Annotated in this window: 29 protein-coding genes; 13 read left to right on the forward strand and 16 right to left on the reverse strand. The window is 68.9% G+C overall.

The genetic code is table 11. The features are described 5' to 3' along the window. The first annotated feature begins 317 nt into the window (after positions 1–317). The 4 genes from IQ782_RS21305 (at position 318) to aat (ending at position 3686) form a co-directional block, all read left to right on the forward strand. Entirely contained in the window at positions 318–923 is a 606-nt protein-coding gene (locus tag IQ782_RS21305) for a hypothetical protein (protein ID WP_194136692.1), read from the forward strand. Between the two features lie 210 nt (positions 924–1133). After that, positions 1134–1622, forward strand: a complete 489-nt coding sequence (accB, locus tag IQ782_RS21310; RefSeq protein WP_194136693.1) for an acetyl-CoA carboxylase biotin carboxyl carrier protein — start codon at positions 1134–1136, stop codon at positions 1620–1622. A 9-nt stretch (positions 1623–1631) separates the two neighbouring features. After that, positions 1632–2984, forward strand: a complete 1353-nt coding sequence (gene accC / locus IQ782_RS21315; RefSeq protein ID WP_194136694.1) for an acetyl-CoA carboxylase biotin carboxylase subunit — start codon at positions 1632–1634, stop codon at positions 2982–2984. A 66-nt stretch (positions 2985–3050) separates the two neighbouring features. Continuing rightward, positions 3051–3686, forward strand: a complete 636-nt coding sequence (aat, locus tag IQ782_RS21320) for a leucyl/phenylalanyl-tRNA--protein transferase (RefSeq protein WP_194136695.1) — start codon at positions 3051–3053, stop codon at positions 3684–3686. Here the strand turns inward: aat and IQ782_RS21325 are convergent. From IQ782_RS21325 to IQ782_RS21370, 10 genes are all read right to left on the reverse strand, one after another. Next, entirely contained in the window at positions 3650–4009 is a 360-nt protein-coding gene (locus IQ782_RS21325; protein ID WP_194136696.1) for a DUF2155 domain-containing protein, read from the reverse strand. The genes aat and IQ782_RS21325 overlap by 37 nt on opposite strands. Next, positions 4006–4455, reverse strand: coding sequence for an outer membrane lipid asymmetry maintenance protein MlaD (mlaD, locus tag IQ782_RS21330; RefSeq protein WP_194136697.1), 450 nt, complete (start codon positions 4453–4455; stop codon positions 4006–4008). Before mlaD ends, IQ782_RS21325 begins: the two co-directional genes overlap by 4 nt. 17 nt (positions 4456–4472) lie before the next feature. Continuing rightward, positions 4473–4856 (reverse strand): NADH:ubiquinone oxidoreductase subunit NDUFA12, encoded by a 384-nt coding sequence (locus tag IQ782_RS21335; RefSeq protein WP_194136698.1) that lies wholly within the window; start codon positions 4854–4856, stop codon positions 4473–4475. An 80-nt stretch (positions 4857–4936) separates the two neighbouring features. After that, positions 4937–5299, reverse strand: a complete 363-nt coding sequence (locus IQ782_RS21340; protein WP_194136699.1) for a RidA family protein — start codon at positions 5297–5299, stop codon at positions 4937–4939. Positions 5300–5305: 6 nt separating this feature from the next. Further along, positions 5306–5914 carry a hypothetical protein gene (locus IQ782_RS21345; protein WP_194136700.1) on the reverse strand — a complete coding sequence of 203 codons (609 nt, stop codon included), beginning with the start codon at positions 5912–5914 and terminating at the stop codon, positions 5306–5308. Between the two features lie 36 nt (positions 5915–5950). Then, positions 5951–7216 carry an ATP-dependent Clp protease ATP-binding subunit ClpX gene (gene clpX / locus IQ782_RS21350; protein WP_108966444.1) on the reverse strand — a complete coding sequence of 422 codons (1266 nt, stop codon included), beginning with the start codon at positions 7214–7216 and terminating at the stop codon, positions 5951–5953. Positions 7217–7373: 157 nt separating this feature from the next. Continuing rightward, positions 7374–8000, reverse strand: a complete 627-nt coding sequence (locus tag IQ782_RS21355; protein WP_194136701.1) for an ATP-dependent Clp protease proteolytic subunit — start codon at positions 7998–8000, stop codon at positions 7374–7376. Between the two features lie 110 nt (positions 8001–8110). Continuing rightward, the gene (locus IQ782_RS21360; RefSeq protein ID WP_194136702.1) at positions 8111–9025 is read right to left on the reverse strand and encodes a cation diffusion facilitator family transporter; all 915 of its coding nucleotides are present in this window, start codon (positions 9023–9025) and stop codon (positions 8111–8113) included. Between the two features lie 108 nt (positions 9026–9133). Next, positions 9134–9292, reverse strand: a complete 159-nt coding sequence (locus IQ782_RS21365; protein WP_194136703.1) for a hypothetical protein — start codon at positions 9290–9292, stop codon at positions 9134–9136. Between the two features lie 267 nt (positions 9293–9559). Further along, positions 9560–10147 carry a riboflavin synthase gene (locus tag IQ782_RS21370; protein WP_194136704.1) on the reverse strand — a complete coding sequence of 196 codons (588 nt, stop codon included), beginning with the start codon at positions 10145–10147 and terminating at the stop codon, positions 9560–9562. A 135-nt stretch (positions 10148–10282) separates the two neighbouring features. On the opposite strand from IQ782_RS21370, the gene IQ782_RS21375 reads away from it, so the two are divergent. From IQ782_RS21375 to IQ782_RS21385, 3 genes are all read left to right on the forward strand, one after another. Beyond that, positions 10283–11593 (forward strand): capsule biosynthesis protein, encoded by a 1311-nt coding sequence (locus tag IQ782_RS21375; protein WP_194136705.1) that lies wholly within the window; start codon positions 10283–10285, stop codon positions 11591–11593. A gap of 95 nt (positions 11594–11688) precedes the next feature. After that, positions 11689–12831, forward strand: coding sequence for a polysaccharide biosynthesis/export family protein (locus IQ782_RS21380; RefSeq protein ID WP_092425433.1), 1143 nt, complete (start codon positions 11689–11691; stop codon positions 12829–12831). A gap of 14 nt (positions 12832–12845) precedes the next feature. Continuing rightward, entirely contained in the window at positions 12846–14873 is a 2028-nt protein-coding gene (locus IQ782_RS21385) for a capsular polysaccharide biosynthesis protein (RefSeq protein WP_240989476.1), read from the forward strand. A 23-nt stretch (positions 14874–14896) separates the two neighbouring features. On the opposite strand, the gene IQ782_RS21390 is transcribed toward IQ782_RS21385, so the two are convergent. From IQ782_RS21390 to IQ782_RS21400, 3 genes are read right to left on the reverse strand one after another with little or no spacing between them, the layout of a single operon-like run. Next, positions 14897–15691, reverse strand: coding sequence for a metal ABC transporter permease (locus IQ782_RS21390; protein ID WP_194136706.1), 795 nt, complete (start codon positions 15689–15691; stop codon positions 14897–14899). Further along, positions 15691–16467, reverse strand: a complete 777-nt coding sequence (locus IQ782_RS21395) for an ATP-binding cassette domain-containing protein (protein WP_194136707.1) — start codon at positions 16465–16467, stop codon at positions 15691–15693. The genes IQ782_RS21390 and IQ782_RS21395 overlap by 1 nt, the downstream gene beginning before the upstream one ends. Next, on the reverse strand, positions 16464–16955 hold the full coding sequence (locus IQ782_RS21400; protein ID WP_194136708.1) for a transcriptional repressor: 492 nt from the start codon (positions 16953–16955) through the stop codon (positions 16464–16466). The genes IQ782_RS21395 and IQ782_RS21400 overlap by 4 nt, the downstream gene beginning before the upstream one ends. Before the next feature lie 149 nt (positions 16956–17104). Here IQ782_RS21400 and IQ782_RS21405 point away from each other — a divergent pair, with 149 nt between their 5' ends. The 6 genes from IQ782_RS21405 to IQ782_RS21430 all read left to right on the forward strand — a co-directional run bounded on the left by IQ782_RS21405 (position 17105) and on the right by IQ782_RS21430 (position 23049). Then, positions 17105–18103, forward strand: a complete 999-nt coding sequence (locus tag IQ782_RS21405; RefSeq protein WP_194136709.1) for a zinc ABC transporter substrate-binding protein — start codon at positions 17105–17107, stop codon at positions 18101–18103. A gap of 145 nt (positions 18104–18248) precedes the next feature. After that, the gene (locus IQ782_RS21410) at positions 18249–19253 is read left to right on the forward strand and encodes an ABC transporter substrate-binding protein (RefSeq protein ID WP_194136710.1); all 1005 of its coding nucleotides are present in this window, start codon (positions 18249–18251) and stop codon (positions 19251–19253) included. Next, on the forward strand, positions 19253–20239 hold the full coding sequence (locus tag IQ782_RS21415; RefSeq protein WP_194136711.1) for a FecCD family ABC transporter permease: 987 nt from the start codon (positions 19253–19255) through the stop codon (positions 20237–20239). Before IQ782_RS21410 ends, IQ782_RS21415 begins: the two co-directional genes overlap by 1 nt. Next, positions 20236–21213, forward strand: coding sequence for a FecCD family ABC transporter permease (locus tag IQ782_RS21420; protein ID WP_194136712.1), 978 nt, complete (start codon positions 20236–20238; stop codon positions 21211–21213). Before IQ782_RS21415 ends, IQ782_RS21420 begins: the two co-directional genes overlap by 4 nt. Beyond that, positions 21210–22001: an ABC transporter ATP-binding protein gene (locus IQ782_RS21425; RefSeq protein ID WP_194136713.1), complete on the forward strand. Its 792-nt coding sequence runs from the start codon at positions 21210–21212 to the stop codon at positions 21999–22001. The genes IQ782_RS21420 and IQ782_RS21425 overlap by 4 nt, the downstream gene beginning before the upstream one ends. Positions 22002–22017: 16 nt before the next feature. Beyond that, entirely contained in the window at positions 22018–23049 is a 1032-nt protein-coding gene (locus tag IQ782_RS21430) for a siderophore-interacting protein (protein WP_194136714.1), read from the forward strand. A gap of 24 nt (positions 23050–23073) precedes the next feature. On the opposite strand, the gene IQ782_RS21435 is transcribed toward IQ782_RS21430, so the two are convergent. Genes IQ782_RS21435 through IQ782_RS21445 form a run of 3 tightly spaced genes read right to left on the reverse strand, consistent with a single transcriptional unit; the run spans position 23074 to position 25624 of the window. After that, entirely contained in the window at positions 23074–23850 is a 777-nt protein-coding gene (locus IQ782_RS21435) for a LamB/YcsF family protein (RefSeq protein ID WP_194136715.1), read from the reverse strand. A 26-nt stretch (positions 23851–23876) separates the two neighbouring features. After that, positions 23877–24890, reverse strand: a complete 1014-nt coding sequence (locus IQ782_RS21440; protein WP_194136716.1) for a 5-oxoprolinase subunit C family protein — start codon at positions 24888–24890, stop codon at positions 23877–23879. Continuing rightward, complete coding sequence (locus IQ782_RS21445) at positions 24887–25624, reverse strand: 5-oxoprolinase subunit B family protein (RefSeq protein WP_194136717.1); 738 nt, start codon at positions 25622–25624, stop codon at positions 24887–24889. Before IQ782_RS21445 ends, IQ782_RS21440 begins: the two co-directional genes overlap by 4 nt. Between the last annotated feature and the right edge of the window lie 86 nt (positions 25625–25710).

A 25710-nucleotide genomic window follows, 5' to 3' on the forward strand; every position in this document is an offset into this window, starting at 1 on the left:
TGCCCGCCGTGGCATCCTGATCAGACCCGGACCTCTCCGAAGGTCGACGCTCCTACACCACGCGCGGGGGCACTATCGCACCTTTTCACGGCGCGCATCTTGATCTGCGGTTAACCGGTTTACCGAAAACTGGGAAAAATCCGAGCGATCCTGCTGCCGCCGCACCCGGCTTGTGCTACTCTCGATCCCGTGGGGCCGATAGCAGACGGAGCATTTCGATGCAGTTGACAGGTGTTCCCCAGGTGGTGGCACCTCTGGCCACCGGGCATCCCCTCGGCTTGCCCGGCGCCCCGGTCAGAACGGCCGAGGAAACCAGGGTGCAACCGGTCAAAGAACAGTCCGCATCCGACACGGACCACGCCGCCGATCACGGCACCGAGGGCCAGCCGCCCGCCAGCTTCTGGCGTAGCCTGACCGGCCTGCCCGATCCGGCGAACCACGTGGCCCCGCCCTCCATCATGCAAATCCGCATCTCGGCCCTGCTCGAGGAACAGGCCGAGGCGCTGCTGAAGGAGTTGCGCGACAAGGCCATCGCCCGCATGTCCGTGGCCGCGCCGAGCAGTCCCGAGGCTGAAACGGAGGCCGCCTCCCCCACCGCCACCGCGACGGCCCCGCCACAGACCGGTGAGCCCCCCGCGGCGGTCGGGGCCGGACGTCCCGACGCGCCCGAACAAGATGTCCCCGCTCCACTCCGCGCCGATGCAGCGATCCCCGGACTTCCGGATGCGTCGCGTCCCGCGGGTCCGCGCGAAGATGAAGACGTGCCCCGCGCCGAGCCACAGCCGGCGACATCGCAGGTGCACGGCGACAGGACGGATTTCGCGGCACCGGCGCTTGCACCGGCCCTGGGGCTGGCCGAGCACGGCTATGGCACTGATTCGGAGGCAAAGACGCTGGCGGGCATGCGTCCCGGCAAAAGTTGAGACAGCCGCCGCCGTCCCGTCACCTTCGCAATCTCTGCCCTTCGCCCCGGATTTCAGCCCCGATCACGGGCCGAAATCCTTCGACTCCCGCCCCCCTCCTGCCGGTTTTCCCGCACCGCCTCGCTTTTCATGCGCCAAAGCTTGTCCTATAAGCGCGAAATCATCAGGCCCCGCAGAGACCGGGCCCAGCATAACACCGGCGAGGACCGCATGAGCAAAGACAACCACGAAGCCGACGTGGCCTTCATCAAGGCACTGGCTGAACTGCTCCGTGAAAACGACCTGACCGAACTGCAGGTCAAGCGCGAATACGGCGAAGAGGACAGCCTCAATGTCCGGGTGAGCCGCATGCAACCGCAGGCCCCGGTGGCCGCCACCGTCGCAGCGGCACCGGCCGCAGCCCCCGCCGCCGCCCCGGCCGCAGCCGCCCCCGCGGCAGAGCTGCCCGAGGATCCGGCCGCGCATCCCGGCGCCGTCACCTCGCCGATGGTCGGCACCGTCTACATGCAGCCCGAACCCGGCGCCCCGTCGTTCATCTCGGTCGGCGCGCAGGTCAAGGAAGGCGACACGCTGGTCATCGTCGAGGCGATGAAGACCATGAACCACATCCCCGCCCCGCGCGCGGGCACGGTGAAGCGCATCCTCGTCGAGGATGGCGCCCCGGTCGAATACGGCGCCCCGCTGGTCATCCTCGAGTAAGAGGCAGCCATGTTCGACAAAATCCTCATCGCGAACCGTGGCGAGATCGCGCTCCGCGTGATCCGCGCCTGCCGCGAGATGGGCATCGCCTCGGTGGCGGTCCACTCGACGGCGGACGCCGACGCCATGCACGTGCGCATGGCCGACGAGACGATCTGCATCGGGCCCGCCCCGTCGTCGGAAAGCTACCTGTCGCCGGCCGCCATCATCTCGGCCTGCGAAGTCACCGGTGCCCAGGCGATCCACCCGGGCTACGGCTTCCTGTCCGAAAACGCCCGCTTCGTGCAGATGGTCGAGGACCACGGCCTCACCTTCATCGGCCCGACCGCCGAGCACATCCGCGTCATGGGTGACAAGATCACCGCCAAGGACACGATGAAGGCGCTTGGCGTGCCCTGCGTGCCCGGCTCGGACGGCGGCGTGCCCGACCTCGAGACCGCAAAGCAGGTCGGCCGCGACATCGGCTACCCGGTGATCATCAAGGCCACCGCCGGCGGCGGCGGACGCGGCATGAAGGTCGCGAATTCCGAAGCCGAGATGGAGCGCGCCTTCCAGACCGCGCGTGCAGAGGGCAAGGCCGCCTTCGGCAACGACGAGGTCTACATCGAGAAGTACCTCCAGCGCCCGCGCCACATCGAGATCCAGGTCTTCGGCGACGGCAAGGGCAAGGCGGTCCACCTCGGCGAGCGCGACTGCTCGCTGCAGCGCCGCCACCAGAAGGTCTTCGAAGAGGCTCCCGGCCCCTGCATCACCCCCGAGGAGCGCGCGCGCATCGGCAAGGTCTGCGCGGACGCCGTGGCCAAGATCAACTACACCGGCGCCGGCACCATCGAGTTCCTCTACGAGGACGGCGAGTTCTACTTCATCGAGATGAACACCCGCCTGCAAGTGGAGCACCCGGTGACCGAGGCGATCTTCGGCGTGGACCTCGTGCGCGAGCAGATCCGCGTCGCTTCGGGCATGGATCTGTCCTTCGGGCAGGACGAGCTCGAGATCAACGGCCATGCGATCGAGGTGCGGATCAACGCCGAGCGTCTGCCGACCTTCGCGCCCTGCCCCGGCAAGATCACCCAGTACCATGCACCGGGCGGTCTGGGCGTGCGGATGGACAGCGCGCTCTATCAGGGCTACTCGATCCCGCCCTATTACGACAGCCTGATCGGCAAGCTGATCGTGCACGGGCGCGACCGGAACGAGGCGCTGTCGCGGCTCGACCGCGCGCTTGGCGAGCTGATCGTCGACGGCGTCGACACCACGCTGCCGCTCTTCTCCGCCCTGCTGCAGGAGAAGGACATCCAGACCGGCAACTACTCGATCCACTGGCTCGAGAAGTGGCTTGCCAGCAAGCTCGCCGACGCCTGATCCGCGCGTGAGCAAAGCGGAGCGACCCTCTTTTGCGGCCCCTTCCCGACCTCGGGGAGGGGCCGCATGACTCTTAGCCCCGAGCTGCTGCTGCAGGCCTATCGCGCCGGCATCTTCCCCATGGCCGAGCACCGCGACGATCCCGAGCTGTTCTGGGTCGATCCGCGCCGCCGGGGGATCATCCCGATGACGGGATTGCGCATCTCGCGCAGTCTCGCGCGGCGACTGCGCAAGGGCGACTACGAGGTCACTTTCGACCGGGATTTCGCCGGGGTGATCGACGCCTGCGCCGACCGACGCGAGACCTGGATCAATTCAGAGATCCGCGCGCTTTTCACCGAGCTGCACCACCGCGGCCATGCCCATTCCATCGAGGTCTGGATGGCGGGCGAACTGGTCGGCGGGGTCTACGGCCTGGAGGTCGGCGGCGCCTTCTGCGGCGAGTCGATGTTCTCGCGCCGCCGCGATGGCTCGAAGATCGCGCTGGCGTGGCTGATCGACCTGCTGCGGCGCGCGGGGTTCATCCTTTTCGACACGCAGTTCCTGACCGAGCACCTCGCCTCGCTTGGCGCGATCGAGATCCCGCGCCAGCAGTACCGCGCGCAGCTGGCGACGGCGTTGCTGGTCACGCCGGATCTTGCCGGCACACCGCTGGCGGCCTCAGGTCAGGAGGTGGTGCAGCGCAGCACCCAGACGTCGTAGCGCTGGTGATCCATCGGGTTGAGCGCCGGGGACGAAGCGATCATCCAGCCTCGGAATGCCGGATCGGGCTTGCCCGCCTCGCGGATGGTCAGGAAGGCAAACGCATCACCGACCTTGTCGCCCTGCGGATAGCGGCACTCCTGAAGCGCGATCTCGATACGCCCGAAGCTCACGCTGCTTCCCGAAGCCACGTCCAGATCAGTCACCCGACCGGTCAGCTTGTCGAGCCCGCGCAGCGTTGCGCCGGAGCCTTCCTCGGTGGCTTCCTGAGCCCCGGCGACCGTTGCCACGAGCATCAGAACTCCTGCCAGAGCACGTTTCATTCGCTGCCTCCTGCGACGTATTTCAAGAGCAGGGAAATCAGGCTGACCGAGCCCTGCGTGTCCAGCACCTCATCGCCCGGCCCGTAGTAGAAAGGCGAGCCGCCGGGGCTGATCTCGACGAAATTGCCGCCCAGGAGCCCCTCGGAGGAAATCACGATCGAGCTGTCGTCGGGCAGCTGGACCCCCTCCTGCACCTTCAACGTCATGTCGGCGCGATAGGTTTCCGGATTGAGGCGGATCTCGCTGACCGAGCCGACCTTGACCCCCGCGAGACGCACGTCGCTGCCGACGGTGATCCCTTCGAGCGAGCGGAAGCTGGCGCTCAGAGGATAGCCCTTGTTGCCTCCGGCCGAGAACGCGGTGGCGCTGACCGCATAGGCACCGAAGGCGACGGCCCCGGCCAGCACCAGCCCGCCGACGATCACCTCTGTTGCAGAATGCGACATCGGGTCAATCCGCGCCCTTATTCAGGGCTCCATGCCTCGTAATCGCGACGCGGGGCCGGCTCGGGTCGCCGGATCGAGCCCTTGGGGGCATAGGCGAGCGCGGTGCCGGTCAGGTTCTCGACATGCGGCTTTTCCCACGCCTTGTGCGGCAGCGGGCGCTCGGTCGGCGGCAGCGCGAAGGTGTGGTGCAGCCAGCCGTGCCAATCAGGGCTGACGCGGGTGGCCTCGGCTTCGCCATTGTACATGACCCAGCGGCGCTTGCCGTCCTTGGTCTGGTAGAAGACGTTCCCTTGCTCGTCCTCGCCGACGCGCTGGCCCTTGCGGGACGTGTAGAGCTGGGTGTTCAGCGTCGCCCCGTTCCACCAGGTGACGGCCCGCAGCAGCGTGTTGAGAATGCCCATGGACGACTCCTCGCTTGATCCTGTTCCGTGTATGACCAAATCCGCCGCCGAGGTCCAGCGGCGACGATGCGCGCGCCGCCTCAGGCCGGGGCGAGTGCGGTCAATTCAATTTCGATCCGGAATTTCGGGTCGATCAGCGCCGCCTCGATCATCGTCGCCACCGGCGGATTGTCTCCGAACGCGGCGCGCAACAACGGCCAGCACGGTTCGAACTCGGCGGCATCGGGCAGGTAGTACGTCACCCGCACCGCGTCGGCAAAGCTCGCCCCGGCCTCGGCCAATGCCTTCTCTATGGTGGCCAGCGCCGCGCGGCATTGCTCGACCACCGTGTCGCCCTGGCCAACCGTACCCGCGACATGCACGAAGCCGCCCGCCACCACGGCGCGGCAATAGCCGATCTTCGCCTCGAACTCCCCGCCCGAGGAAATGCGCCTGATGGTCATATTGCGTCAGCTCCCGTGCCGGATGCGCGCCGCAACGCGGCCCTCGGCCGAATAGATGTGAAGATCTTCGCCCGAGGCGCTGCGCATGTACCAGTTTCCGGTCCCATCCAGCACCTGCTGCAATTCGTCGGCGAGCCCTGCCTGCCACTCGCCCCGGCATTCAGCCAGAGCGTCTACCGGAAACGTGCCGAAGACGCGCTCGGGGGTCTGCCGCCAATCGCCGCCAAACCGCGCCCACGGCGCCGTTCCCAGCGCCGAGGTTGGCGGCGTGCGGGCGATGCCGGTGCCGGTGCGGATGATGGCATAGCTGCATCCCGGAACGCCCTCGCCCGCGCTCTTGCTGGCAAGCACCGTCTGGATCGGAAGCATCTTCCCGAAGACCTGCCGCGCATAGCTTTCCGGATCCGGTGTGTCGCCACCGCCCTGGCCGGGCAGAACCGAGGCGCTCTTATGATGGGTCAGCCCATCATGGGCGACCGGGATGACGCTCCGCGCATCCCAATCGCGGCCCTGGAAGTAGGCAAACCATGCCCAACCTCCCAAAAAGAAAATGCCTGCCACGACGGCAAGCATCTTCAAAGCATTCTGTACCAGCTGCGCCAGAATCCACGTCATTTACCCATACCAGACAGTCACTCACTACAACTCGTGTCAGCCCGCGGAAGCTGGTTCCTTCTTCGGATCTGCGTAGATCAGAAGGGGCTTGGCGTCGGCATTCACCGATTCCTCGTTCACCACCACTTCGGTCACATCAGCCATGCCCGGCAGTTCGAACATCGTGTCGAGCAGGATGCCTTCGAGGATCGAGCGCAGGCCACGGGCGCCAGTCTTGCGCGCGATCGCCTTCTTGGCGATGGCCGAGAGCGCATCGTCGGTGAAGGTCAGCGTGGTGTCCTCCATCTCGAAGAGGCGCTGGTACTGCTTGACCAGGGCGTTCTTCGGCTGAGTGAGGATGGTCACCAGCGCGTCCTCGTCGAGGTCCTCGAGCGTGGCGATCACCGGCAGACGGCCGACGAATTCCGGGATCAGGCCGAACTTCAGAAGGTCCTCGGGCTCGAGTTCCTTGAAGATCTCGCCGGTGCCGCGCTGGTCGGGGTCGCGCACATCGGCACCGAAGCCCATGGCCGAGCCCTTGCCGCGCTGCGCGATGATCCGGTCGAGACCGGCAAAGGCGCCACCGCAGATGAACAGGATGTTGGTCGTGTCCACCTGCAGGAATTCCTGCTGCGGGTGCTTGCGGCCGCCCTGCGGCGGAACCGAGGCCACGGTGCCTTCCATCAGCTTCAGCAGCGCCTGCTGCACGCCCTCGCCCGACACGTCGCGGGTGATCGAGGGGTTCTCGGACTTGCGGGTGATCTTGTCGACCTCGTCGATGTAGACGATGCCGCGCTGCGCCCGCTCGACGTTGTACTCGCTCGACTGCAGCAGCTTGAGGATGATGTTCTCGACATCCTCGCCCACGTAGCCGGCTTCGGTCAGCGTGGTTGCATCGGCCATGGTGAAGGGCACGTCAAGAATGCGCGCCAGCGTCTGGGCCAGCAGCGTCTTGCCGCAACCGGTCGGGCCGATCAGCAGGATGTTGGATTTCGCCAGCTCGATATCCCCGCTCTTCTGCGAGTGATTGAGCCGCTTGTAGTGATTGTGCACGGCCACCGAGAGCACGCGCTTCGCCTTCATCTGGCCGATGACGTAATCGTCCAGGACGTCACAGATCTCGCGCGGCGTGGGAACCCCATCGGAAGACTTCAGGCCAGCGCCCTTGGTCTCCTCGCGGATGATATCCATGCAGAGCTCGACGCATTCGTCGCAGATGAAGACGGTCGGTCCCGCGATCAGCTTGCGCACCTCATGCTGGCTCTTGCCGCAGAAGCTGCAGTACAGAGTGTTCTTGCTGTCGCCGCCGGAGTTCGTCGCCATGTCGCACCTTTCCAGGCCTTGTGTTCGCATTGGTCGGGGCCGTTGCCCCGACGAGGCCTATCGTCTCTGCCAAGTCCGGAAAGTCTAGGACAGGCCTTTCCGGTCCACAATGTCAAAAATCGCCGCGCGCGGGTTGGCGCGCGGCACGCACGGCGGGTTACGCCGCGTCTGCGCTGCCGCGCTTCTCGACGATCTCGTCGATGAGGCCCCATTCCTTGGCATCCTCGGGCGACATGAAATTGTCGCGTTCGAGCGCCCGCTCGACCTCTTCGAGCGTGCGGCCGCAATGCTTGACGTAGATCTCGTTGAGGCGGCGCTTCAGCTTCAGCGTCTCCTCGGCGTGGATCATGATGTCGGTCGCCTGGCCCTGGTAGCCGCCCGAGGGCTGGTGCACCATGACGCGGCTGTTGGGCAGCGAGAAGCGCATGCCCGGCTCGCCCGCCGCCAGCAGCAGCGAGCCCATCGAGGCCGCCTGGCCGATCACCAGCGTCGAGACCTTCGGCTTGATGTACTGCATCGTGTCGTAGATCGACAGGCCCGAGGTCACCACGCCGCCGGGGCTGTTGATGTACATCGAGATTTCCTTGCTCGGGTTCTCGGCCTCGAGGTGCAGCAGCTGCGCCACGATCAGCGAGGACATCCCGTCATGCACGGGCCCCGAGAGGAAGATGATGCGCTCCTTCAGCAGGCGCGAGAAAATGTCGTAGGCCCGCTCGCCGCGGCTGGTCTGCTCGACGACCATGGGGACGAGGGTGTTCATGTACGTTTCAAAAGGATCTTTCATCTTCGCCTGCCTGCTGTGTCTTGTCCAAATGGTGCCTAGCGCGCGCGCGTTAAACGAGTCTTAGTGTCGGGCCAAAGGGGCTGCAAGGGCTGCCGCGCCGATTCCCCCGCTCATGCGCCCCCCCAGTCCTGCGGCGACGCGCAACTGTGCCGGCTGCATTCCAGTTCCAGCGTCACGTGCCGCAGCCCGAAGCGGGTCTGCATCTCTTTCTTCACCGCCGTCTTGATGCCGTCGGCGCGGGCCCAGGCCCCCTCGTCCACGACGAGATGGGCCTGCAGCGCCGCGGTGTGTTCGTCGACCTGCCACAGATGCGCCTTGTGCAGGCCTGCCACACCCTCGATCGCCTGCGCCGCCTCGATCACCTGCGCCGGCACCACGTCCGGCGGGCTGCCCAGCATCAGCACGCGGATCACCGCGCCGATCTCGGCAAGGGCCATCCACAGGATGTATCCGGCGATCAACAGCGTCACCAGCGGGTCAATCCAAGTCCAGCCGAAGAGCAGGATCAGCGTCCCCGCAAGGATCACCGCCAGCGAACCCATGGCATCCGCCACGTTGTGCAGAAACGCCGCGCGGATGTTCTGGCTGCCTTTCGACATCGAATAGGTCAGCAGCGCGGTCACCACGTCGATCACAAGCGCCACGGCGGCGATGATCACCACCATCCAGCCCTCGACCGGCTCGGGCGAGAGGAACCGCAGGATCGCCTCGATCATCAGGTAGACGCCGATGACGATCAGCGTGGTGTAGTTGATCAGCGCCGCGACGGTCTCGGCGCGGGCATATCCGAAGGGCATCTCGGCATTGGCCGGGCGGCGTGCGATCTTGCGGGCCAGCGCCGCGATGATCAGCGAGATCGCATCCGAGAAATTGTGCAGCGCATCGGCGATCATCGCCAGACTGCCGGAGAGGATGCCGCCCACCACCTGCGCAACCGTGAGCAGCATGTTCACCGCGACCGCCATGGCCATGCGGAAATCGCCAGCCTCGGGATCCACGTGGTGGTGATGGTGATGGTGACTCATGCGGGCATCAGGCGCTTGTCAGCCGGGAAGGTCAATACCGCGAAGGTCAATAGGGGCAACGCCATGGGAGTCCTGCCTGCGCGCCGTATCAGGCGCGCCGCACCGCGCTCAGAGCAGCGCGTCGGGCTTGCGCGACTCGGCATGAGGGATGCTGCGGGTTATTTCGTACCCCGGCGCCTCGGCCTGATCGTTCTTGGGGAAGAACCCAAGGGCCGCGGTCAGCGAAAGCAAGGCGGCGGCGCAGAGTATCCAGTGGCGAAAATTCATCGTGGCGTCCTTCTTGTTGCCTGATCGTCCGGGGCGCTGATCTTTCATATGGGGCCGTGTGTTTCGCAAACCACCCTGCGCCGCGACAATGGCGGAAACATGCCGCTCACGATCCCGCGACCGGCTATTTCTCAGACAATCTTATGTTTCTCGCCTTCCACGCGCCGGCGCACCGCAATCCCGCAGACGCAAGACGCAAGACGCCCGCCGGGGGCATCCCGGCGGGCGTTTCAACAGCGCAAAGGCCGCCTTGGAAAGGCGGACGCCTCAGCTCATCTCGCGCAGGCGCGCCACGTAGCGGGCCATGGTGTCGATCTCGAGGTTGACCTTGTCGCCCAGTTTCACGCCGCCCCAGGTGGTCACCTCCTTGGTGTGCGGAATGAAGTTGATGCCGAAGACCACCCCCTGCACCTCGTTCACGGTCAGCGAGGTGCCGTTCAGCGCCACCGAGCCCTTGGACGCGATGAACTTCGCCAGCTCGTCGGGTGCCCGCAGCTGCACGCGGGTGCTGTCGCCCTCGTCCTTCACCGACACCACCTCGGCCAGCCCGTCGACGTGGCCCGAAACGATGTGCCCGCCCAGCTCGTCGCCGACCTTCAGCGCACGCTCGAGGTTGACCCGCTTGCCGGGCTCCCAGCCACCGAGGTTGGTCTTCGACAGGGTCTCTGCGCTGATCTGCACGTCGAACCAGTCTTCGCCCAGCGTGACGACGGTCAGGCAGACGCCATCGCAAGCGATCGACGCGCCAATCTCGATCCCCGCGGTGTCATAGGCGGTGCCGATCCGTGCGGTCAGGTCGCCCGCCTGCTCGAGCGCCCGGATTTCCCCCATGTCGGTGACGATGCCGGTGAACATCTGCAAATCCTCTCGCAGGCCCTGCACACTGGCCAAGGGCCTTATTTTGGTCAAATACTGCCGCTAGGGAGAGCCACCGCGCCAATGGGCCGGACGCCAACCCCTTACGAGTAGGCCGATCCTTAACGAGTGCCCATGTCCAAGGCAACCGCAGAGCATACAGCCGCGCCGCCGCGCCGCGTCTTCCTCTTCCTGCAGGGGCCGCACGGGCCGTTTTTCCATCGCCTCGGCGCGATGCTGCGCCGCACCGGCGCCGAGGTCTGGCGGGTCGGCTTCAACGCCGGTGACCGCGCCTTCTGGTTCCACGGCGAGAGCTACCTGCCCTATTCCGCCAGCCCCGAGGACTGGCCCGCGCGTTTTGCCGCGCTGCTCGATGAGAAGCGGGTCAGCGACCTCGTGCTCTACGGCGACACCCGCGGCATCCATGCCGAGGCCATCGCCGAGGCCCGCCGCCGCGGGCTGCGCATCCATGTCTTCGAGGAAGGCTACATGCGCCCCTACTGGGTGACCTACGAGCGCGGCGGTGCCAACGGCCATTCGCGGCTGATGGAGATGGGCGTTGGCGACATGCGCGAGGCGCTCGAACGCTCGGACATGGAAGCCCCGCTGCCCCCGGGCCACTGGGGCGACATGCGCCAGCACATCTTCTACGGCGCGCTCTACCATTGGTTCGTGATGTTCCGGAACGGCGATTACGCGGGCTTCCGTGCCCACCGCGATCTGCCGGTGGCCCGCGAGTTCCAGCTCTACCTGAAGCGCCTGCTGCTGATGCCGCTGACCCGGATCGAACGCTTTCTCGAAACCCTGCGCGTCCGCCGTGGCGGCTACCCCTACCACCTCGTACTGCTGCAGCTCGAGCACGATTCCAGCTTCCGCCAGCATTCGCCCTTCGACAGCATGGCCGAGTTCGTCGACCTCGTGCTCGAGGGCTTCGCCAAGGGTGCGCCGGGTCATCATCACCTGGTCTTCAAGGCCCACCCGCTGGAGAACGGCCAGCTGCCGCTGCGCCGGATGATCGCCACGGCCGCACGCCGTCTCGGCATCCTCGAACGGGTGCATTTCGTCCCCGGCGGCAAGCTTGCCAAGCTGCTCGACGACGCGCGCAGCGCGGTGACGGTGAACTCCACGGCCGGGCAGCAGGTGCTCTGGCGCGGCATTCCGCTCAGGACCTTCGGCCGCGCGGTCTACGCCAAGCCCGAATTCGTCTCCGACCAACCGCTGCCCGAGTTCTTTGCCCAGCCAACCCGCCCCGACAGCCGCGCCTACAAGGACTATCGGCGGTATCTGCTTGAAACCAGCCAGATTCCGGGAGGATTCTACGCCTCACGCGGGCGCAGACAACTTCTGCGGCAGGTCGTCGACATGATGCTCTCGCCAGACGATCCCTACGAGGCGCTGCGCAACGGCACCGCGGCTCCGCGGCAACAGTTGCGGCTGGTCCGCTGACGCCGCGCAAAGGCCGGACTCGCTTTTGAATCCGGTTTTCCGTACCTTACGCAAAAAACCTGAGGCAGATAAGAACAGGTCGAGGAGACCGAGCCGTGAAACAGTCCCGCTCCCGATGGGCGAAATCCGCCGCCCTTCTGGCCGCAGTGTCGATTCTGGCATCCTGCGCCCTGCCGCGCGTCGGTCCGAACAAGGGTGAAATCTACGCCGGTTCCGTGCAGCGCGAAGGCGACGCCTTCATCGTTTCGGTGAACGACCGGGTGACCCGCGCCACCGCCGTCGTGCCCGCGCTCGGCTTTTCCGACCAGTTCCAGGGGGCCGGCCTCGTCGGCTCCGACACCATCCAGCCCGGCGACACGCTCGGCCTGACGATCTGGGAAAACGTCGACGACGGGCTGCTGGCCGCCGCCGAGACCAATGCCACCGCGCTCGAAGAGGTGCAGGTGGATGGCTCGGGCTTCATCTTCGTGCCCTACGCGGGCCGCATCAAGGCCTCGGGCAACTCGCCCGAGACCGTGCGCCGGATCATCACCGACAAGCTCCAGGACCAGACCCCCGACCCGCAGGTCGAGGTGCGCCGCCTTGCCGGTGACGGCTCGACCGTGAGCCTCGTCGGCGCGGTCGGCGGTCAGGGCGTCTACGCCATCGAGCGTCCGACCCGCACGCTCTCGTCCATGCTCGCCCGCGCCGGCGGCATCACCATCGAGCCCGAGATCGCCCAGATCACCGTTCTGCGTGGCGGCAACCAGGGCAAGATCTGGTTCCAGGACCTCTACAAGAACCCGCGCTACGACATCGCCCTGCGCGGCGGCGACCGCATCCTCGTCGAGGAGGACACCCGCGCCTTCACCGCGCTCGGCGCCACCGGCACGCAGGCCCGCGTGCCCTTCGAGACGCAGACGCTTTCCGCCGTCGAGGCCATCGCGCAGGTCGGCGGGCTGGTGCCCTCGGCCTCGGACCCGACCGGCGTCTTCATCTTCCGCAACGAGCCCGCCGACATCGCCAACCAGGTGCTCGGCCGCAGCGACCTGATCGGCGCGCAGCGCATGGTCTACGTGCTCGACCTGACCAAACCCAACGGCATGTTCATGGCACGCGACTTCGTGGTGCGCGACCAGGACACGCTCTACGTGACCGAGGCACCCTACGCGCAGTGGAGCAAGGCGATCACCTCGCTGACCGGCACGCTGACCGCCATCGCCACCGTCTCGACCGTCCGCGACGCGGTGACCAACTGAACCGGATAAGCGCCCTGAATAATCATAACGAGGGACAGGGCAGCGCCGGGGGAGAAATCCCCCGGCGTCTCTATGTCTACACCGGCGGTTTCCTGACCCAGCCCCGACTGCGGCGGATCCTGTCTCTGGCGGGCTGGAAGATTTCGCTGGGCCGGCCCTCGGCCGACGACCATGTCGGCGTCTGGGGCCAGTCGCCCTATGCGGCGCGCGCCGAGGCCATGGCGGCGCGTCATGGCGCTCCGCTGTTGCGGATCGAGGATGCCTTCCTGCGCTCGCTGAACCCGGGCCGCAAGGGCGAGCCGCCGCTCGGCCTGCTGCTCGACCACAGCGGCGTGCATTTCGACGCAAGCGCACCTTCGGATCTGGAAACGCTGCTGGCCACCCATCCGCTCGACGACCACGCCCTGCTGCAGCGCGCCCGCGGCGGCATCGCCCGGATGCGCGAGGCGCATCTGACCAAGTACACCGGTTTCGACCCCGCGCACCCCGTGCCGCAGCCCGGCTACGTGCTGGTCATCGACCAGACCCAGGGCGACGCTTCGGTGCGTGCCTCGGGAGGAGACCGCAACCGGTTTCTGGAAATGCTCTACTGGGCGCAGGAAGAGAACCCCGGCGCGCGCATCGTCATCAAGACCCACCCCGAGACCGCGCAGGGCCTGCGGGCCGGGCATTTCACGTCCGAGGACGCGCAGGGGCGGATCAGCCTTTGCGCCGACCCCGTCTCGCCCTGGGCGCTGCTCGAGGGGGCCGTCGCCGTCTACACGGTCAGCTCGCAGATGGGCTTCGAGGCGATCCTCGCCGGGCACCGCCCGCGTGTTTTCGGCACGCCCTTCTACGCCGGGTGGGGGCTGACACAGGACGAGACGCCCTTGCCCCGCCGCGGCCGCAACCTGACCCGCGCGCAACTCTTCGCCGCGGCGATGATCCTCTCCCCGACGTGGTACGACCCCTGCCGCGACGCGCTCTGCACTTTCGAGGACGCGCTCGGCGCGCTAGAGGCGCAGACGCGCGCATGGCGCGAGGATCACCAAGGCTGGGTTGCCTCGGGCATGCGGCTGTGGAAGCGGGGGGCCCTGCAGGGCTTCTTTGGCGGCCAGAAGGGGATGGTCTTCGCAGAGGCCTCGGTCGCCAAGGCGCAGGCCAAACAGACAGGCCGCCGCCACATGGCCTGGGCCAGCAAGGCCGCAGGCGACGTCGCGCGGGTCGAGGACGGCTTCCTGCGCTCGCGCGGACTGGGGGCCGAGCTGGTGCCGCCGCTGTCGCTCGTGCTCGACGATCTGGGTATCTACTACGACCCCACCCGCCCCTCGCGGCTCGAACGGATCCTCGCCGCCACGCCCGCGTTGCGCCCCGACCAGCAGGAGCGTACGCAGCGGCTCATCGCGCGGCTGACCGGAGCGGGGCTGACGAAGTACAACCTTGGCGCTCCGCCGCCCGCGCTGCCCGAGGGGCACCGCATTCTCGTGGTGGGTCAGGTCGAGGACGACGCCTCGATCCGCCTCGGCAGCCCCGACATGCAGAGCAACGCCGACCTGCTCGCCCGCACCCGCGCCGAAAACCCCGATGCCGTGCTGCTGTGGAAGCCGCATCCCGACGTCACCGCCGGGCTGCGCAAAGGCACCGTGGAGCGCCCCGAGCGATGGGCCGATCTGACCGTCGAAGGGACCGACATGGGCGCGCTGCTGCGGCAGGTACAGGAGGTCTGGACGATGACCTCGCTCACCGGCTTCGAGGCGCTGCTGCGCGGCGTTCGCGTCACAACGCTCGGCGCGCCCTTCTATGCAGGATGGGGGCTGACGCGCGATCTCGGACCGATCCCGCCACGCCGCCTGTCAGGCCAGCGCCCGACGCTCGAAGCGCTCGTCCACGCGACGCTCATCGCCTACCCTCGGTACCGCGACCCGGTGAGCGGGCTGCCCTGCACGGTGGAAGTGGTCGCCGAGCGGCTGGAGAGCGGCGCCCTTCCCCGCATCGGCCTGCACAACCGCCTGCTGTCCAAGCTTCAGGGCCTGCTCGCCTCTCAGGCGCATCTCTGGCGCTGACACGCCGAGGGCATCCCTGCGTTTCAGCGCCGTCCGCGCAGCGCCCCGAAGCTCGCTGTCACCGCGAAGATCAGCGTCGCGGCGCAGACCATGCTCGGCCCCGCCGGCGTGTCGAACACCAGCGCGCCTTCCAGCCCGGCCAGCGCCGAGACCCCGCCGATGCCCGCCGCCAGCAGCGCCATTGCCTCGGGCGTGCGGGCAAAGGGCCGCGCCGCGGCGGCCGGGATCAGCAGCATCGCCCCGATCAGCAGCACGCCCACCACCTTGATCGCCACCGCCACCGTAAGCGCCAGCGCCACGGTCAGCACCCGGCCCTCAAGCCGCGGGTCAATGCCGCTGGCATGGGCAAGATCGGGCGAGAGCGTCGCGGTCAGCAGCGCCTGCCAGCGCCAGATCAGCAGTCCCAGCACCAGCGCCGCCCCGCCCCAGATCACCGCGAGGTCACTCTTGGTCACCGCGAGGATGTCGCCGAAGAGATAGGCCGAGAGATCGAGCCGTGCGCCGGGCACGAAGGTGATCGCCACGAGGCCGATCGCCAGCGCGCCGTGGGCCAGCACCCCGAGCACCGTGTCGATGCCGAGGCCGCGCTCGCTCAATGCGCCGACCAGCACAGCCATGACAAGCGCCACGAACAGCGTGCCGGCAAAGACCGGCAGCGACAGCGCCAGCGACAGCGCCACGCCGAGGATCGCCGCATGGGCGGTGGCGTCGCCGAAATTGGCCATCCGCCGCCACGACACGAAGCAGCCGAGCGGCGCCGCGGCCAGCGCGAGGCCGAGCCCCGCAAGCGCCGCGCGTACAAGGAAATCGTCCAGCATCAGTGCCCGTGTCCCGCGTGATCGTGGTGGTGGTCATGCGCATGATCATGTCCATGATCGTGGGCATGGTCGTGCGTGTGGGTATGCTCGTGCCGGTAGAGCGCCAGCGCGCCATGGGTTCCGGTGCCGAAGAGCGCCCGGTACTCCGCCGCCTGCGCCACCGTCTCGGGATGGCCCTGGCAGCAGACGTGGCCGTTGAGGCAAACCACCCGGTCGGACGCGCTCATCACCACGTGCAGCTCGTGGCTGACCATGACCACCGCGCAGCCGAGCCGCGCGCGGATCTGTTCGATCTGCCGGTAGAAGGCCGCCGAGCCCGGCTGGTCGAGCCCCTGCGTCGGCTCGTCGAGCAGCAGCACCTCGGGTTTGCCGAGGATGGCCCGCGCCAGCAGCACACGCTGGAACTGGCCGCCCGAAAGCCCCGACATGGGCCGGCCTTCCAAGGCCCCCGCCCCGGCCTCCTCCAGCGCCGCGCGACCCTCGGCGCGGCTGATCCGGTGCGGCAGCGACAGGAAGCGCGCCACGGTCAGCGGCAGGGTTGCGTCGATCTGCAACTTCTGCGGCACGTAGCCGAGCCGAAGCCCGGGCTTGCGGGTCACCTTGCCCGCCTGCGGCTTCACCGCGCCGATCAGCGTGCGCAGCAGCGTCGACTTGCCTGAGCCGTTCGGCCCGACGATGGTGACGATTTCTCCGGGGTCGACGTGGAAATCCACCCCCTGCAATACCGGGTGTTCGCCGAGGCTGACCTGCAACCCCTGCGCCGCGATGAGCTTCATGCGGCGGCCCCGCGGCACTGCGGGCAGAGGCCCTCGGCCTCGACCACCATGCGTTCCAGCGCGAAATCCAGCTCCTCGGCCGCGGCCTTCACCGCCGCGCCGATGGCCTGCGAGGGCATCTCGGCCACAAGCCCGCAGGCGCTGCACAGCAGGAAGGCCGGCTTGTGCCGCTCGCCGGGATGGGCGCAGGCGACAAAGGCGTTGAGCCGCTCGATCTTGTGCGCGAAGCCGTTGCTGACGAGGAAATCCAAGGCGCGATAGACCGTCGGCGGCTGCGCCGGCTGGCCGTCGTCGCGCATGGCGTCGAGAAGCTCGTAGGCCCCCATGGCCTTGTGCTTGCGCAGCAGCAATTCGAGCACCCGTCTGCGCTGCTTGGTCAGCGACAGTCCCTCGCGGGCGCAGGTCTCTTCCGCCGCCTGAAGGGCGTGGTCGCGGCAATGCGCGTGGTCGTGCTGGGTGAAGCCGAGCGGATCGGTATGCTCTGTCATGTCGCCTGCCCTGATGCCTGACATCTCGGTCCCGTGATCCGGACCGCGGTAGATGGGGGTTGATATGTTATAGCGTTGCCGATATCAACCCCGCCTGTTGTTACTTTATAACATATCCTGATTCCAGCACCACCATCCAAGAGGCCCCGATGTACCGTTACCTCCTCCCCGCCCTGCTGTTTGCCGGCCCCGCCATTGCCGAAGTCCCCAAGGTGGTCACCGACATCGCCCCCGTGCAGGGACTGGTGGCCAGCGTCATGGGCGAACTTGGCACGCCCGAGTTGCTTATTCCGGCCGGAGCCTCGCCGCACAGCCATGCGCTGAAACCCTCCGAGGCGCGCGCACTTCAGCAGGCGGACGCGATTTTCTGGATCGGCGAGGAGTTGAGCCCCGATCTCGCCCGCAAGATCGACTCGATTGCCGCAGGCAGCAGCGCGGTCGCGCTCTTCGACCTGCCCGGTACCCGGCATCTGCAAGCCCGCAACGACGTGCTCTTCGCCGAACCCGGAGGGGATCATGACCACGACGATGACCATGGCGGACACGGCGATCATGACCACGAGGATCACGAGGACCACGCACACGAGGACCACGACGACCACGGCCACGACGCCGAGGGACACCACCACGAGGGCGACGACCCGCACGCCTGGCTTTCCGTGGACAATGCCGCAACCTGGTTGAGCGCGATCGCCGAGACCCTTGCGACGCTCGACCCCGACAACGCGCAGACCTACGCTGCCAATGCCGAGGCCGCGCAGGCCCGCATCGCCGAGGCGCGGACCAGGGCCGAGGCCATCCTGGCACCGGCGCGGGACAGCAACTTCGTCGTCTTCCACGACGCCTTCCAATACTATGAGGACAGCTTCGGTCTGACCGTCCTCGGCGCGATTTCGCTGTCGGATGCCACTGCACCCAGCCCGGCGCGGCTCGACGCCTTGCGCGATGCCCTGAAGGGCGCGGCCACGGCCTGCGTCTTTGCCGAGCCGCAATTTGACCCGCGCCTGATCGCCGCCGTGACCGAAGGGGCCGGCACGCCGGTCGCGGAGCTCGATCCGCTCGGTGCCAGGATCGAGCCCGGTCCCGGTTTCTACCCGGCGCTGATCGAGGACATGGCGCACCGTATCGCGACCTGCGCCGCCGGTTGAGCGCGACCCGACCGATCACTGCTGCGCGACGCCCCTTTGCCTTGACGGCAAAGGGGCTTTTCCTTGCCGCAAATCCCGACTAATTAGCTTGGATAAAGCGCGCGAGGGCCCGTCCGCCGGCTCCAGACCCGCGCAAGGAGACCGCATGCACACACCTTTCGCCAGCTTCAGGCGCCGCGGCTTCATCGCCGGAGCCGGCTGCCTGCTTGCCGCGCCGCGGCTGACGGCGGCCGCCGGGGAGTTGAGCTTCGAGCACGCCTACGGCACGACGGCGCTGCCTGCCCCCGCGGCGCGTGTCGTCTCGCTCGGCTATACCTCGCAGGACAGCCTGCTGGCGCTGGGGGTCGTGCCGGTGGCGATCCGGGACTGGTATGGCGATTACCCCTCCGGCGTCTGGCCCTGGGCGCAGCCGCTGCTGCGCGGTGCCGCGCCGCAGGTGATGCGCGGCGAAGTGTCGATCGAAACGGTCGCGGGACTGGCGCCCGATCTCATCGTGGCCATCGGCTCGGGCATCTCGCAGGCGGAATACGCGCTGCTGTCGCAGATCGCGCCGGTGCTCATGCACGCGGCGGAGTATGAAACCTACGGCATGCCCTGGGACGCCGAACTGCGCATGATCGCCCGCGCCACCGGCACCGAGGGCCGGGCCGAAGCGCTGATCACCGATCTGCGCGGGCGGTTCGTGGCCCTGCGCGACCGCCACCCCGACTGGCAAGGACGCAGCGCTGTCTGCGCCTGGCACGGCGGCGGGCAGACCAGCGCCTTTCTCGGCGGCGACAGCCGCGTGCAGGTGCTGCGCGAGATGGGCTTCCACCTGCCCGAGGCGCTGGCGCAGATGCAAAGCGACGACGGGTTCTACGCCGCGCTCTCGCCCGAGGACCTTTCGCCCATCGATGCCGATCTGCTGATGTGGATCACCGCGGGAGGCCAACCGGACGATCTTGCCGGGCTTGCCATGCGCCGCACCCTGCGCGCCCACGCCGAGGGGCGCGAGCTATACTGTGACGGGCTGCTGTCGGGGGCGCTCTCCTTCGGCAGCGTGCTGTCGATGCCCTTTGCGCTTGACCGGCTTGAGCCCGAGATCGCCGCTGCCGTCGATGGCGATCCGACCACCCTCGTGCCGAGCGCCCAAGAGGCTGGCCTGCTCTGATGATCCGCCTGCTCGGCCTCTGCGCGCTTCTGGCGCTGGCGCTGGTGCTCGCGCTGTCGGTCGGTGCGCGCCCGGTGACACCCGCCGTGGCGCTCGAGGCGCTGCGGGCCTACGACCCGACCAATCCCGACCACGTGACGATGATGGCGATCCGCCTGCCACGGCTGGCGGCCGGGCTGATCGCCGGTGGCGCCCTCGGCATCGCCGGCACGGTGATGCAGGTGATGACCCGCAACCCGCTGGCCGATCCCGGTATCCTCGGGGTGAACTCCGGCGCCGCCTTCGCGCTGCTGATCGGGGCAACCGTGTTCGGCACCGCGGGCGAGTCCTCGGTGGCGCTGCTGACCTTCCCCGGCGCGGCGCTGGCCTCGGCGCTGGTCTTCGTGCTGGGTGGCGGGCTGCGCGGCGACGTCGGCCCGGTGCGGCTGACGCTGGCCGGCGCGGCGCTCAACGCGCTGCTGCTGTCGCTGGTCACCGCCATCGTTCTGGTCCGGCAGGACACGCTCGACATGTTCCGCTTCTGGGTGGCCGGGTCGCTGACGCAGGCGGACAGCCGTCCGCTCGCCGAGATGGCGCTGATCGCCGGGGCCGGTGGCCTTTTCGCCCTGGCCATCGCACCCCAAATCGAGGCGCTGTCGCTGGGCTCGGCCCTGTCGCGCGGGCTCGGAACCAAGCCGCGCCGTGTGCAGGCGGCGGCGCTGGCCGTGGTGACGCTCTGCACCGGGGCAGCCGTGGCCGTGGCCGGGCCGATCGCCTTCCTCGGTCTCATGGTGCCGCCGCTCGCGCGGCTCGTGGCGGGCCATGCATTGCGCCAAGAGCTTGTCGCCTCGGCCCTGCTCGGCGCGGCGCTGCTGCTTTTCGCCGACACGCTGGGCCGCGTCGTCATGCCCCCGGCCGAAGTGCGCGCGGGCATCATGACGGCCCTGATTGGCGGTCCGGTGTTCCTCTGGGTGGCGCGGCGACTGCGCCCCGGTGCCAGCGCATGAGAGGCGCGCTGACCCTCTGCCTGCTGCTGCTCGCCGCGACGCTGGCGGCGCTGATGCTGGGACAGGTTCGGCTGAGCCCGGCGCTGCTCTGGCAGGGCCTGTCCACGGGAGAGGGACCCGGCGCGCTGGTGCTGGCAACGATCCGCGGCCCGCGCGTTCTGACCGCGCTCGGCGCAGGGGCCGTGCTGGGGCTGTCGGGAGCGCTGTTCCAGACGCTGTTCCGCAACCCGCTGGCGGCCCCCGATATCATGGGCTTCACCGCCGGGGCCGGGCTGACCATCATTGCCGCCATCGCGCTTGGTCTTGCCCTGCCGATGCCGCTGCTGGCGGCCGGAGGCGGGCTTGTCGCGGCGCTGCTGGTCGTGCTGCTCTCGCACCGCAGGGGCCATGCGACACCGCCGCTGACGATGATCCTCGTCGGGCTCGGCATCGGCTTTCTGGCCTCGGCGCTGTCGAGCTTCCTGCTGACGTTGCTGCCGCACACCCAGGCCACCGAGGCGCAGCGCTGGCTGACCGGCTCGCTGGCGGCGCGAGACTGGGGCCATGTGGCACAGGTCTGCGGGATCGGGGCCGTGCTGGCGGCGCTGGCACTGGCGCAGCTGCGCCGACTCGCCGCGCTGGAGCTGGGCGAGGACCTGGCCGCGGGGCTTGGTCTGCGGGTCGGGCGTGCGCGACTCGCGCTCGCCGGAACCGCGGTGCTGCTGGCGGCCGCGGGCGTCGCGGTGGCCGGGCCGGTGCCCTTCATCGCGCTGATGGCCGGCCCGCTCGGCGCGCGGATCACCGGCGCAGGGCGGCTGCCGGGCCGGATGCTGGCGGCGGCAGGCACCGGGGCGCTGGTGCTGGTCGTCGCCGATCTTGCCGCCCGCGCCGCGCTGCCGGGCATCCAGCTTCCCGCCGGGGTGATGACCGGCCTTCTGGGCGCCCCCTACCTGCTTTGGCGCCTGTCGCGCGAAATGGAGAAAGGCGAGCTATGAGCCTCGATCTGCACACGTCGGGCCTGCGGGCCGAAGGCCTCTCGCTGGGCTACGCCGAGCGCCCGGTGATCTCGGAGCTGTCGCTCGACCTGCCGCGCGGCGAGATGACGGCGATCCTCGGTCCCAACGGCTGCGGCAAGTCCACGCTGCTGCGCGCCATGGCCCGTTTGCTGGAGCCTGCCGCCGGACGGGTGACGCTCGACGGCCAGGACATCCACCGCCGCGACACCCGCGCGCTGGCCCGCGAGATGGCGATCCTTCCGCAGGCCCCCATCGCCCCCGAGGGCATCACTGTCGCCGATCTGGTGAAGCGCGGCCGCACCCCCTGGCGCGGACTCTTCACCCCCTGGCGCGCAGAGGATGCATCCGCCTGCGCCGAGGCGCTCGCCGCCGTGCAGATGACCGCCTTTGCCGAACGCCCCCTCGGCGAGCTGTCGGGCGGGCAACGCCAGCGGGCCTGGATCGCACTGGTGCTGGCGCAGGCGGCGCCGCTGCTGCTGCTCGACGAGCCGACCACCTACCTCGATCTCGTGCACCAGATCGACGTTCTGGCGCTGCTGCGGCGGCGCAACCGCGAAGCCGGGATCACGGTGATCTCGGTGCTGCACGATCTCAACCTCGCCGCGCGCTTCTCGGACCGGCTGGTGCTGCTGGGCCGCGACGGGCTCGTTGCCACTGGTGCCCCCTGGGAGGTGCTGACCGCCGACAACCTGCAGACCGCCTTTGGTCTCGCCGCCCGCGTCGACCCCGACCCGGTGACCGGCACGCCGATGATCATCCCGCTCTGAGCCGGAGGAGAGCGCCATGAGCCAACCGCACCGTTCCACCTCGAGCAGCCGTTTCGACGGCATCCTGCCCGACGGGTTCGTCGCCCACCTGCGCAGCCATCTGGAGGAATATGGAATTCCGCTGGAAGAGCGTGGCCCGCACCTGCGCGCCTGCTACGCCAGGGCGGACGTGGCGCTGCACCTCGACGCGGCGGGCTTCGCCGTGGAAATCGAGGCCGAGGGCGAGCTGCCCCTGCACCAGTGCCGCGAGACGGTGATCTACCTGCTCGACCACCTGTTGCCCGACGCCGGGACCCGCATGCGCTGGAGCGGCGTCGCCGAGGCGCGCACCCCGCCGAATTTCCACCTTGCAACCGTGCTCACCACACGGCGCATCACCCCGAATTTCCTGCGCGTCGAGATGGCCTGCGACGGCATCGCCGCGCTGCAGACCGGCGGGATGCATTTCTCGCTGCTGCTGCCACCCGAGGGCACCAGCCCGCGCTGGCCCGAGCTGACCGAACAGGGCCGCACCATCTGGCCCGACGGTGCCTGCGCGCTGCACCGCGCCGCCTACACCTTCGTCTGGCTCGACGCGGCCGCCGGGCGTTTCGCCTTCGACATCTTCGAGCATGAGGGCGGGCGCACCACCGACTGGGCGCGACGCGCGATGCCGGGCGAGACGGTCGGCGTGATGGGTCCGGGCGGCGGCGATTTCCCCGAGGCAGCCCATATCCTGCTGGCCGGGGACGAGACCGCCCTGCCGGCGATCCGCCGCATCCTCGCGCACTCCCCGGACAGCCGCCGCGGCACGGTGCTGATCGAGACCGGTGCCGCAGCGGACCGGCCCGAGCTGCCCCTGCCAGCCGGCATGGCGCTGCATTGGATTTCCCGCAAGGACGGCGGCGGGCTTGCCGCGGCGCTGGCCAAGATCGACGCGGTCGACGACGATCTCTTCGTCTGGCTGGCCGCCGAGAAATCCGTAGTCCGGACCGCCAAGGCCCGCTTCCAGAAGCTGGGACTTCCGCGCGAGCGAAGCTATTTCTCGGCCTATTGGATCAACGGCTGAGGCCGGCGCACGGCCCCGGCGCTTTCAGACCCGGCCGCTGCGCCCCGGAAAGACCTCCAGCGCGACGCCCGCGCCTTGCAGCGCCGCGCGCACCGACCGGGCGATCTCGAGCGCGGTCTTGCCGTCGCCGTGCAGGCAGATCGTGTCCACCGCCGCCGGGATGTGCTTGCCGCTCTCGGTGATGATTGCCCCGGCCTGCACCATCTTCACCATGCGCTCCGCCGCCAGCGCGGGATCGTGGATCACCGCGCCGGGCAACGACCGGTCGACCAGCGTGGCATCGTCGTTGTACGCACGGTCGGCGAAGATCTCGCCCGCCCAGCGGCAGCCCAGCTCCTCGACCGCCGCCTGCTGCTCCGTCGCCGCCAGCACCATGACGATGATCTGCGGATCGACGGCGAGCGCGCCCTCGTAGGCGGCGAGCGCCATGGCCTTGTCCTCGGCGCACATGTTGGCCAGCGCGCCGTGCAGCTTCAGGTGCCGCACGCTGCCGCCCGCCTTGCCCGCCATCGCCTGCGCCGCGCCCAGCTGGTAGGCCACGAGGTTGCGCAAGCTGGCCTTCGATACCTCCATGCGCCGCCGCCCGAAGCCCTGCAGGTCCGGAAAGCCCGGATGCGCGCCGATGCCGGTGCCGCGCGCGACCGCCAGCGTCATCGTCGCCGCCATGACGTCGGGATCGCTGGCATGGAAGCCGCAGGCGATATTGGCCGAGGTGATCACCTCGAGCAGCGCCTCATCCTGCCCCATGACCCAAGGCCCGAAGCTCTCTCCCATATCCGCGTTGAGATCGACGCTGCTCATCCCGCGCGCTCCTTTTCCATGTCGTCCTAGTGATCGTGATGCTCGCCGTTGGAGAACCCGCTGACCAGCTTGTAGCCCAAGAGCTCGGGCACGTCGCGCGGATGGCGCACCAGCGCCTCGACCCGGCGCGGCAGCGCCGCCAGCGCGGCGCGATGCGCGGCCTCGGCCGCCAGCGCCTCGTCCATGGTGACGAAGCGGAAGCGCAGTTCGGCCCCCGCCGGTGCCTGCGCGATGCGCGGCAGATCGGCGGGGATGACCGTGGCGAGGCGCGGGTAGCCCCCGGTGGTCTGGCATTCGGCAAGCAGCACGAAAGGCGCGCCGTCGCCGGTCACCTGGATATCGCCGGGGGTGATGATCTCCGAGACCACCGAGAGCCCGCCCTCGACGCCGAAGGCGTCGCCCTCGGGCACCACCTTCACGCCCATTCGATTGGCGCGGGCATCGCGGGTAAACCGCGTGGTGCCGAGCCGGAGGCGCTGCGCCTCGGGGAAGAGCCGGGTCTGCAGGCTTTCCACGACGCGCAGTTCGCCGCCCGAGAAGCGGTCTTCCACCACCAGCCTGCGCGCCACCGCGCCACCGTTGTCCGCGCCGACGGGAATCCGGTCTCCCGCCTCGACCGCCCGGCCGAGCCCGGCGGTCAGATGCGCCGAGACCGCCCCCAGCACCGTCTCCGGCCGCAGCCCGCCGCCCACCGACAGGTAGCCATAGGCGCCGGATTGCACCGGCCCGATCTCCAGCACCGCGCCCCTGGGCAGGGCGTGACTCGCGTGCCAGGTCACCGGTGCACCGTCGATGCTGGCCCGCATCGGCGCGCCGGTGAGCGCGATGCGCAGATCGCAGCCCGCCTCGAAGCGCCCGCCCATGCCGCCCATCTCCAGCGCCGCGCTCTCGCCCTGCCCGAGCAATGCCGCGCCTTCGGCCAGCGCCAGGCGGTCCATGGCCCCACCGCGCGACAGGCCATAGGCGATCCACCCCGGACGCCCGCCGTCCTGCACGGTCACCGCCGGGCCCGCGCGATGCACGATGAGCTCCCGCGTCATGCCAGCGTCTCCCATGTCGCGCCGCCCTCGGGGTCGGCCTGCAGCCGGGCGAAGGCCTCCGCTGAAACCTGCGGGAACTCCACCTCGTCGCCCGGCGCCAGCAGGAACGGCCGCTCGGCACCCAGCCGGAACAGCGGCGCGGCGGTCTGCCCGACATGGCGCCAACCGGTGGGCGCGGTGACCGAGAAGATCACGAACTGGCGGATCGCCAGCACCAGCGCCCCCTGCGGCACGCGCGGGGTCAGCGCCTGCTGGCGCGGGATGTTCCAGACCTCGGGCAACTCGCCAAGATAGGGCTGGCCCGGCGCGAAGCCGAGCGCCGTCACCCGCACCCGCGACGAGGACAGCGAGAGCAGCGCCTCGGCCTCGCTCATGCCGGCGACCTGAGCCGCCTCGGCAAGCTGTGGGCCGAGCGCGCCGCCATAGGCGGTCGGGATGCGGTGCAGCCTGCGGCCCTGCGGCATCTCGGCCTGCAGCCAGTCGCGCGACGCCATGAGCCCCCGCAGGCGCGCCTCGAGCTCCGCATGGCGCACCGCCAGCGGATCGAAGCGCAGGTAGGCCGAGACCAGCGACGAGGAAATCTCCTCCACACCCTCCCAAGCCTCACGCTCGAGCGCGGCGCGGAAGGCCAGCGCGGCGCGGTTGGCCGGCTCGCTCAACGTGTCGCCGAAACTCACCAGCAGCCCGTCGATGCCGGCGGTGCGAAGCAGGGGATAGACAGGAAGATCACTCATGCGCCGGACGTTAGCGCAGTCCGGCGCGGCTGCAACAGCCAATAGCGCCGCCGCCGAGCAGGACCGAGGCCGCCGCCGCCGCCCCG

The sequence above is a fragment of the Salipiger mangrovisoli genome (assembly GCF_015223355.1).
Lineage (GTDB): Bacteria > Pseudomonadota > Alphaproteobacteria > Rhodobacterales > Rhodobacteraceae > Salipiger > Salipiger mangrovisoli.

What these genes read in the sequence shown, in the direction of transcription:
- accB (WP_194136693.1), top strand. Translation starts at nt 1,134, where the DNA reads ATGAGCAAAGACAACCACGAAGCCGACGTGGCCTTCATCAAGGCACTG.
- accC (WP_194136694.1), top strand. Translation starts at nt 1,632, where the DNA reads ATGTTCGACAAAATCCTCATCGCGAACCGTGGCGAGATCGCGCTCCGC.
- aat (WP_194136695.1), top strand. Translation starts at nt 3,051, where the DNA reads ATGACTCTTAGCCCCGAGCTGCTGCTGCAGGCCTATCGCGCCGGCATC.
- IQ782_RS21325 (WP_194136696.1), bottom strand. Translation starts at nt 4,009, where the DNA reads ATGAAACGTGCTCTGGCAGGAGTTCTGATGCTCGTGGCAACGGTCGCC.
- mlaD (WP_194136697.1), bottom strand. Translation starts at nt 4,455, where the DNA reads ATGTCGCATTCTGCAACAGAGGTGATCGTCGGCGGGCTGGTGCTGGCC.
- IQ782_RS21335 (WP_194136698.1), bottom strand. Translation starts at nt 4,856, where the DNA reads ATGGGCATTCTCAACACGCTGCTGCGGGCCGTCACCTGGTGGAACGGG.
- IQ782_RS21340 (WP_194136699.1), bottom strand. Translation starts at nt 5,299, where the DNA reads ATGACCATCAGGCGCATTTCCTCGGGCGGGGAGTTCGAGGCGAAGATC.
- IQ782_RS21345 (WP_194136700.1), bottom strand. Translation starts at nt 5,914, where the DNA reads ATGACGTGGATTCTGGCGCAGCTGGTACAGAATGCTTTGAAGATGCTT.
- clpX (WP_108966444.1), bottom strand. Translation starts at nt 7,216, where the DNA reads ATGGCGACGAACTCCGGCGGCGACAGCAAGAACACTCTGTACTGCAGC.
- IQ782_RS21355 (WP_194136701.1), bottom strand. Translation starts at nt 8,000, where the DNA reads ATGAAAGATCCTTTTGAAACGTACATGAACACCCTCGTCCCCATGGTC.
- IQ782_RS21360 (WP_194136702.1), bottom strand. Translation starts at nt 9,025, where the DNA reads ATGAGTCACCATCACCATCACCACCACGTGGATCCCGAGGCTGGCGAT.
- IQ782_RS21365 (WP_194136703.1), bottom strand. Translation starts at nt 9,292, where the DNA reads ATGAATTTTCGCCACTGGATACTCTGCGCCGCCGCCTTGCTTTCGCTG.
- IQ782_RS21370 (WP_194136704.1), bottom strand. Translation starts at nt 10,147, where the DNA reads ATGTTCACCGGCATCGTCACCGACATGGGGGAAATCCGGGCGCTCGAG.
- IQ782_RS21375 (WP_194136705.1), top strand. Translation starts at nt 10,283, where the DNA reads ATGTCCAAGGCAACCGCAGAGCATACAGCCGCGCCGCCGCGCCGCGTC.
- IQ782_RS21390 (WP_194136706.1), bottom strand. Translation starts at nt 15,691, where the DNA reads ATGCTGGACGATTTCCTTGTACGCGCGGCGCTTGCGGGGCTCGGCCTC.
- IQ782_RS21395 (WP_194136707.1), bottom strand. Translation starts at nt 16,467, where the DNA reads ATGAAGCTCATCGCGGCGCAGGGGTTGCAGGTCAGCCTCGGCGAACAC.
- IQ782_RS21400 (WP_194136708.1), bottom strand. Translation starts at nt 16,955, where the DNA reads ATGACAGAGCATACCGATCCGCTCGGCTTCACCCAGCACGACCACGCG.
- IQ782_RS21405 (WP_194136709.1), top strand. Translation starts at nt 17,105, where the DNA reads ATGTACCGTTACCTCCTCCCCGCCCTGCTGTTTGCCGGCCCCGCCATT.
- IQ782_RS21410 (WP_194136710.1), top strand. Translation starts at nt 18,249, where the DNA reads ATGCACACACCTTTCGCCAGCTTCAGGCGCCGCGGCTTCATCGCCGGA.
- IQ782_RS21415 (WP_194136711.1), top strand. Translation starts at nt 19,253, where the DNA reads ATGATCCGCCTGCTCGGCCTCTGCGCGCTTCTGGCGCTGGCGCTGGTG.
- IQ782_RS21420 (WP_194136712.1), top strand. Translation starts at nt 20,236, where the DNA reads ATGAGAGGCGCGCTGACCCTCTGCCTGCTGCTGCTCGCCGCGACGCTG.
- IQ782_RS21425 (WP_194136713.1), top strand. Translation starts at nt 21,210, where the DNA reads ATGAGCCTCGATCTGCACACGTCGGGCCTGCGGGCCGAAGGCCTCTCG.
- IQ782_RS21430 (WP_194136714.1), top strand. Translation starts at nt 22,018, where the DNA reads ATGAGCCAACCGCACCGTTCCACCTCGAGCAGCCGTTTCGACGGCATC.
- IQ782_RS21435 (WP_194136715.1), bottom strand. Translation starts at nt 23,850, where the DNA reads ATGAGCAGCGTCGATCTCAACGCGGATATGGGAGAGAGCTTCGGGCCT.
- IQ782_RS21440 (WP_194136716.1), bottom strand. Translation starts at nt 24,890, where the DNA reads ATGACGCGGGAGCTCATCGTGCATCGCGCGGGCCCGGCGGTGACCGTG.
- IQ782_RS21445 (WP_194136717.1), bottom strand. Translation starts at nt 25,624, where the DNA reads ATGAGTGATCTTCCTGTCTATCCCCTGCTTCGCACCGCCGGCATCGAC.